This is a genomic window from Prosthecobacter sp. (assembly GCF_014879935.1).
Classification (GTDB): domain Bacteria; phylum Verrucomicrobiota; class Verrucomicrobiia; order Verrucomicrobiales; family Verrucomicrobiaceae; genus Prosthecobacter.
In genome coordinates this window covers 1-6,381 of the sequence record NZ_JACSRD010000074.1, presented here as the reverse complement: position 1 = coordinate 6,381, position 6,381 = coordinate 1, and the positions used below count along the sequence as shown (strand labels likewise).

The window sequence follows — 6,381 nt, the reverse complement described above, 5'->3', positions numbered from 1 at the left end:
CTGGTTCAAACCGAGATCGTCGAGCAGCTTGGCGAAGAGTTTGCGGTCTTCGGCGAGTTCGATGCTCTTTGGGCTGGTGCCGATGATGCGGACGCCGTTTTCTTCGAGGCGCTGCTTGATGAGAAAAACATTCCGCTGGGTGTTGGCGTGGCGCATGGGGTCAAATCGGTGCCGCCCCATGCTGGCGAAGCGCTGCGGGCGTGCAAGCCGCAATCGGCAGGCGGTATCACCTTCCCTCCATCTTTCTCCTCCAAAACGTCATGGACTTTTGACGGCATCCTGAACCACCAGCCAGGGCAGTCGCACCTTACGCCTCACTGATCCCGCTTAGTGTGGCAAAGCTGACTTTCTTCATCAGGGCGATGAACTCACGCATGTAGGCGGTGGTGGAAAGCGCGGCGGTGGTGGCGACATACAGGCGGGCGGTCACGCCTTGTTTGCGCACCCGGCGGCCTTCCACATAGCCTTTGTCTAGGTAGGGCTGCACGGCCCACGCGGGCATGGCGCTGATGCCTCGGCGGCTGGCGACGAGCTGCAAAATGGCCACCGTCAACATGGTGGTGCGGCGGGCGGGAAAGACTCCCGCAGGACTCAGCACCTCACGGATGATGTCGATGCGGTCATCTGGGATGGGATAGGTGATGAGCGTCTCAGCGGCAAAGTCAGCGGCGGTGAGATAGGCCTTTCGGGTGAGCGGATGCTTCCGCGCGAGCAGAGCCAGCAGCTCATATCGGAAAAGCGGATCGAAGACGACGTCCTTCCGTGACTGGGCCTTGGAGACGATGACGAGATCGGCCTTGTCCTCGGCTAGCAGACTGACGGGATCGGGATGAAAGCCCGAGACGATGTCCATTTCGACCTCGGGCCAGCCTTCGCGAAAGGCGTCCATGGCGGGCATGAGCCAGTCAAAGCACGAGTGGCACTCCACGGCGATGCGTAGCTGCCCGGCTTTTCCTTCCGCGATGCGCGCCACATCACGCTCACTCTGCCGCAGCAGCTTCACCACTTCATGGGCAGTGACGAGCAGTCGCTCGCCAGCGGGACTGAGGCGGAGTGGATTACTTTTCCGCTCGAACAAGGCGACGCCGAGATGCTGCTCGATGCTTTTCACCTGATGGGAAAGCGCTGGCTGCGAGAGATGCAGGCGGCGTCCGGCCTTGGAGAGGTTTCCAGTCTCGGCGAGGGCGATGAGGGCGTTGAGGTGGCGGATTTCGAGCATGGCCTATCATAAACCATTTCGATGATGATCCACAATACTCTCTGGATTGTGAATGTCTAAATCAGGGATAGTTCATTGGTCGCATGAGCGACCTAAAGAACCACACACAATCAAAACGGTGTGTCGCCTCTCCCCGTCAGATGAACATCCAGACCAGCTATGACATCGTCGCGGACGAATACGTCCGGCGCATCTACGATGAGTTGCAGCACAAGTCGCTGGACCGGCAGCTTCTCGACCGCTTTGCAGCCAGCGTGCGCGATATTGGACGGGCGTGCGACATGGGTTGCGGCCCTGGCCAGATCACTCGCTACCTGCACGAACACGGCGTTCAGGTCTGCGGGATCGATTTGTCTCCAGCCATGGTCGATCGGGCGCTCGCTTTGAATCCAGGCATCGAGTTCCGAACGGGAGACATGATGGCATTGGCCGAACCCGACGGAGCTTGGGCGGGCATCACCGCGTTTTACTCGCTCATTCACATCCCACGCGGTGACATGGTGCGGACGCTTCGCGAGTTGCGGCGAGTGCTCATGCCGGGTGCCTTGTTGCTCCTCAGCTTTCATATTGGCAGTGAGACGATTCATCTCGACGAATGGTGGGAACAAAGGGTGTGCGTGGATTTCCACTTCTTCCAGCCAGCCGAAATGTCGGGTTGGCTAAGGGCAGCAGGCTTCGAGATCGAAGAACTCATCGAGCGGGAACCTTATCCCGAAATCGAGCACCAAAGCCGACGCTGCTACATCTTTGCCAGACAACCAAGTTCCAACGCATAAAACAAGACGCCATGAAACCAACCATCCCCAGCCTCTGCGCCGTCCTCGCCCGGAAGACGACATTCCAAAATCTGCTCAACATCACTTTGAGTGTGTTCGCTGTCGCAGTTGCGTCGGGAGCCGATCAAACTAGGGAGCCAAGCCAGATGGAAAACGAGTTCACCTCGCTCGAAGAGGCTCGTGCGGTCGAAACCAAACTCCACCCCCTTTCCTGTATCTTGGCACGCTCTGTCGTGAGGCTTTCAGGAACGGGTGCAGACAAAGAGCATGATCAGGGCAGCGGAGTGGTCATCGATCCATCGGGCCTCATACTGACGCATGGGCACCACGACCTGCCCAAGGAAGCAACACTCACCGTGAGCTTCCCTAATGGGAACGTTGTGGAAGCTGTGATCGAGAGTGTCTTTTCCGGGAGAGGGCGCGATTTCTCACTGCTTAAGATTAAGCAGCGGGGCCGCTATCCGGCTGTTCAGCTTCGCCGGGAAGGATCTCCTGCGGTTGGAGAGAGGTGCTTCCATTTGGGCTATCCGGGCACATTGCTGGATGTCACAAAAAACTTGCCGCCGCTGCTGCGGCTGGGACGCATTGCCGGATCAGGCCGAACGAGCACCTATGCCAACTGCTCGATCATGTCGGGAGATTCCGGTGGGCCGCTCTTTGATTTCGAAGGTCGGCTCATCGGCATCCTCGATCTAAGCATCGGTCCAGAGTTGCGGCACCCTGGAGTCTGGGCCGACATCGCTCGAATCCTGGATGGCACGACATTTCTGAGTGAAGCTGATAGTGACGAGGCGGTGCGCCTCGGGTTCACCAATGGCAAGCGAAAGGGTGTGGACACGCAGCGGCACATAGCCAGCAACCTTTGGCCGGAACTTCTCGCTTCCGCGCGCCGGGCAACCGTCGAGGTGCTGATCGATGGTGAACTCGCCGTATTGGGAACCATCATCGATCCGAACGGACTTGTGTTGACCAAGCGATCCGAGATCATGACTCACAGCGGTGGCGTGCTGGGGAAGTTGACCTGCCGGTTGTTCGATGGGCGGGAAGCGCTGGCGAGTTCGGTCTTTGATTCACAAGCAGACGACGTGGCGGTGCTGCAATTGCCCATTCGCGGACTGACTTCAGCCCCCTGGCGCCCACAAACGCAGTTTCTCCGTGGAAAGATTGTCGTCGTCCCAATTCCTGGAAAAGAAGCCTGCGAAACCGGCGCGATCAGCGCTGACTGGATGGTCAAAATTGAATCGCTTCCTGGGGAAGTAGAGTTACCCGTCGAAATGCGGGCACAAGGCGTGACCCTTACCGATGCGGTTCGTGATCTCGACAACGACTTCACCAAACTGATTCGAGGAACGCTCAAAGCGGGAGACGTGATCACCCATGTGGACGAAGAAGCGACCCCCGATCTGGCTGCATACGAAAAGCAGACACGAAGCGGTTCCTTTGTGGTGGGTGAATTCCTGCGATTAACCGTCCTGCGTGATAGCGTCTCAACTCAGGTTTCCGTGCCCATTGACAGTCGCGTCACAGAACGTAGCTACGTCGATCACAGCCTTCGCCTGACCGGTTTCCCTTCGGTCATTATTCACGACACCATTGTCGGACGCCGTCAGTGTGGCGGTCCCATGGTTGATCTGGACGGGACCGTTGTCGGAGTGAATATCGCGCGATTCGGACGCACTTCGACGTTCGCTATTCCTCCACAGAGAATTCAAAGTTGGGTGCGGGAGATCAACCTCGCCTCAACCAGCCCTGAGGTTCCTTTGAAATACATCCGCGAAGGCTCACAACTTCGCTCCTCAACCAGCCCTGAAGTTCCTTTGAAATACACCCGCGAAGGTTCACAACTTCGCTCGAATTGACTTATGCCCGTGGTCTCCGACCAGCACGAAGCCCACGACTACGCTGAGCGCATCCGCGAGCGTCTGCCGAGGCGATTGCAGGAGCTTCGGGAGGCAGAGAGCCTGAGCATGTATGCGCTGTGGATGAAATGCGGCGTGTCGCGGGATACCATCAGCCGCATCGAAGGCGGTGAAACCATTCCTGGCGTGCATGTGCTGGCACGGCTGGCCTGGGGAGTGGAGAAGACGCTTGAGGGCTTCTTCAGTGGGATCGAGGATGAGTAGCTTCGAGTGGCAGTCGAAGCACTTTGGGAAGGGCTTCAGTTGCCAACCGAAGCTACGGCGGGCGGCGTCCTGAATGTCGGACTAACGGCCCTCGCGGGGACTGTGCTCTTATCTCGGCCATTCCACCCGACGCCCGCGATGACCCCGTTCTCCTGCCCAAATCGCCCCATTTTCCTTCCAGGGACCGCTTTCCGGCCCGGAATGACGCTTTTCCCAGGGAAAACAGCCGCCCCATTTCGCCCGGGGTGCTCCATGAGCGCCTCGGGGTGGCTACTCCGCCGTCCGGGGTGGCCCATGAGCGGCGCGGGGTGCTCCATCTCCGGCGCGGGGTGGCCCATCCGCCGTTCGGGGCGGCTCCCCATTTCCCGGAAGGAACACCCCGGCGCATTCATGGAAGACCCCGCCGCAAGCATGGCGCACCCCGGCTACGCCATTGAGCACCCCGTCGAGGCGATTGGGCACCCCGAGCCGGGCATCACCCAACCCCAAACCACCACGCCATGAACTGGGACACCGGCACCTGGGACAGCGGCCAATGGGATCAGCCAACGCCCTCCGAATACTTTCAACCTCCCAAACCTAAATCCAAAATGAAACGCACCAACTACTACCCCAGCCGCATCGGCGACCAAGTGAACTGGCTCGACAACTACGCCGTGAAACTCCCCATCCACGGCCCCACGCTCGGCGTCATCGCTGCCGACATCACCGCCAGCGTGAACGACGCAAAGTATGCCAACTATGTGCTCGGCACCTGGCTGAGTGCTGTGCGCAACTTCTCTCCCTCCACCACCGATGCTGTGGATGACGTGCTCACCGGCGCTGGCACCGTGGCGATGGTGCTGCCCACCTTCACCGCGCCCGCCTTGCCCGCCGGTGTCTCCGCTGCCATTCCCGGCACGCTCAACCGCATCTTCGCCCTCATCGCCAAGATGAAGCTCTCCTCCGCTATGACGGAAGCCATCGCCACCGACCTCGGCATCATCGGCTCCGAAGCGACCGAGAAAACGGTGCCGAAATTCATCACTGAGATGCTGCAAGGCAACGGCTGCCAGTGCGTGAAGCTCACCTTCTACAAATACACCCACATGGGAGTGTATATCGAAAGCCGACGCGGCACGGGCGCATGGGAGTTCCTCGCCATCGACACCGAAAGCCCCTATATCGACGAACGCCCGCTGCTTGTCGCTGGAACACCCGAAGTCCGCGAATACCGCATGCGCTTCTGGGACAAAGGCACGCCGAACGGCGACTGGACTGATGTGGTGAAGGTGACGGTATCGCCCTGATGTAGTCCGCACAGTCCTCTGTGCGGTGATCCAACCATTTCAAACCATCCGCACAGAGGACTGTGCGGACCACTTTCAAAAACATGCCCTTCGACCCAACAAAGCCCGCGAACAACTCACCGAACTCGTCAGCAGAGATGCGCAGCCAGCTCACCAGCCTCAAAGCATTGATTGATGCCATCCTCACCATCACGGCCGCGCAAGTGGATGGCGTGAACACACTACCACCCGGCAATGCGGCTAACGTGAGCCTGAGTGTGGTCGGCAACACGCTACACTTCACCTTCGACATCCCGCAGGGCGAAGTCGGACCGACGGGTGAAGTGACCACCAATGACATGAACAATGCGATTTCGAATGCCATCAGCGGCACGAGCAACAATACCAATGGCGTGAGCACGCTGGGGCAGAGCGCGGATTTCAATTACAACCAGAGCCAGATGCAGGATGTGCTCAACAAGCTGGACGAGTTCATCAACGCAGCGCGGAGGTGAACGTCATTGATGATACTCCTGCAAAGCCCTCACCTGCACCTCGCTGCCTTGCAGTGACTTGATCGCCTTGAGCGCGGCGTCAGCACCACGCAGCGTGGTCATGATCGGAATCCGATTCTGCATCGTCGCGGTGCGGATCTTCACCTCGTCCTCTCTCGTGTTTTTGCCGCTGGGGGTGTTGATGACCATCGCCATGTCCTTGTTTTTCATGAGGTCGATGACGTTGGGGCGCTGGCCGCTGGCGAGTTTGGGGAGGATGTTGACCGGGATGCCGGCGTCGGTGATGACCTGGCCGGTGCCGGGGGTGGCGTAGAGGGTGAAGCCGAGGTCGGCGTAGCCTTTGGCGATTCTCGCGACGTTTTGCTTGTCGGCTTCCTTCACGCTGATGAAGACGTTGCCCTTCGTGGGCAGGGTGCCGCCGGCGGCCATCTGGCTCTTCGCGAAGGCGAGGCCGAGGTCGGGGTCGATGCCCATGACTTC

6 protein-coding genes and 1 pseudogene are annotated in these 6,381 nt (G+C 59.3%); 5 read left to right on the top strand and 2 right to left on the bottom strand.

All coding sequences use genetic code 11. The features are described from left to right. Nucleotides 1-307 precede the first annotated feature (307 nt). On the bottom strand, nt 308-1,219 hold the full coding sequence (locus tag IAE77_RS03580; RefSeq protein ID WP_294221933.1) for a LysR family transcriptional regulator: 912 nt from the start codon (nt 1,217-1,219) through the stop codon (nt 308-310). Between the two features lie 140 nt (nt 1,220-1,359). Here IAE77_RS03580 and IAE77_RS03575 point away from each other — a divergent pair, with 140 nt between their 5' ends. From IAE77_RS03575 to IAE77_RS03555, 5 genes are all read left to right on the top strand, one after another. Further along, entirely contained in the window at nt 1,360-1,995 is a 636-nt protein-coding gene (locus IAE77_RS03575; protein WP_294221930.1) for a class I SAM-dependent methyltransferase, read from the top strand. 11 nt (nt 1,996-2,006) lie between these two features. Continuing rightward, nucleotides 2,007-3,854, top strand: coding sequence for a serine protease (locus IAE77_RS03570; RefSeq protein ID WP_294221927.1), 1,848 nt, complete (start codon nt 2,007-2,009; stop codon nt 3,852-3,854). A 3-nt stretch (nt 3,855-3,857) separates the two neighbouring features. Next, nucleotides 3,858-4,118: a helix-turn-helix transcriptional regulator gene (locus tag IAE77_RS03565; protein WP_294221922.1), complete on the top strand. Its 261-nt coding sequence runs from the start codon at nt 3,858-3,860 to the stop codon at nt 4,116-4,118. 500 nt (nt 4,119-4,618) lie between these two features. Further along, nucleotides 4,619-5,407 (top strand): hypothetical protein, encoded by a 789-nt coding sequence (locus tag IAE77_RS03560; RefSeq protein ID WP_294221919.1) that lies wholly within the window; start codon nt 4,619-4,621, stop codon nt 5,405-5,407. A gap of 83 nt (nt 5,408-5,490) precedes the next feature. Then, the gene (locus IAE77_RS03555) at nt 5,491-5,901 is read left to right on the top strand and encodes a hypothetical protein (protein ID WP_294221916.1); all 411 of its coding nucleotides are present in this window, start codon (nt 5,491-5,493) and stop codon (nt 5,899-5,901) included. A gap of 3 nt (nt 5,902-5,904) precedes the next feature. Here the strand turns inward: IAE77_RS03555 and carB are convergent. Then, nucleotides 5,905-6,381: pseudogene (carB, locus tag IAE77_RS03550) on the bottom strand (carbamoyl phosphate synthase large subunit); the annotation flags it as partial.

What these genes read in the sequence shown, in the direction of transcription:
- IAE77_RS03555 (WP_294221916.1), top strand. Translation starts at nt 5,491, where the DNA reads ATGCCCTTCGACCCAACAAAGCCCGCGAACAACTCACCGAACTCGTCA.
- IAE77_RS03565 (WP_294221922.1), top strand. Translation starts at nt 3,858, where the DNA reads ATGCCCGTGGTCTCCGACCAGCACGAAGCCCACGACTACGCTGAGCGC.
- IAE77_RS03570 (WP_294221927.1), top strand. Translation starts at nt 2,007, where the DNA reads ATGAAACCAACCATCCCCAGCCTCTGCGCCGTCCTCGCCCGGAAGACG.
- IAE77_RS03560 (WP_294221919.1), top strand. Translation starts at nt 4,619, where the DNA reads ATGAACTGGGACACCGGCACCTGGGACAGCGGCCAATGGGATCAGCCA.
- IAE77_RS03575 (WP_294221930.1), top strand. Translation starts at nt 1,360, where the DNA reads ATGAACATCCAGACCAGCTATGACATCGTCGCGGACGAATACGTCCGG.
- IAE77_RS03580 (WP_294221933.1), bottom strand. Translation starts at nt 1,219, where the DNA reads ATGCTCGAAATCCGCCACCTCAACGCCCTCATCGCCCTCGCCGAGACT.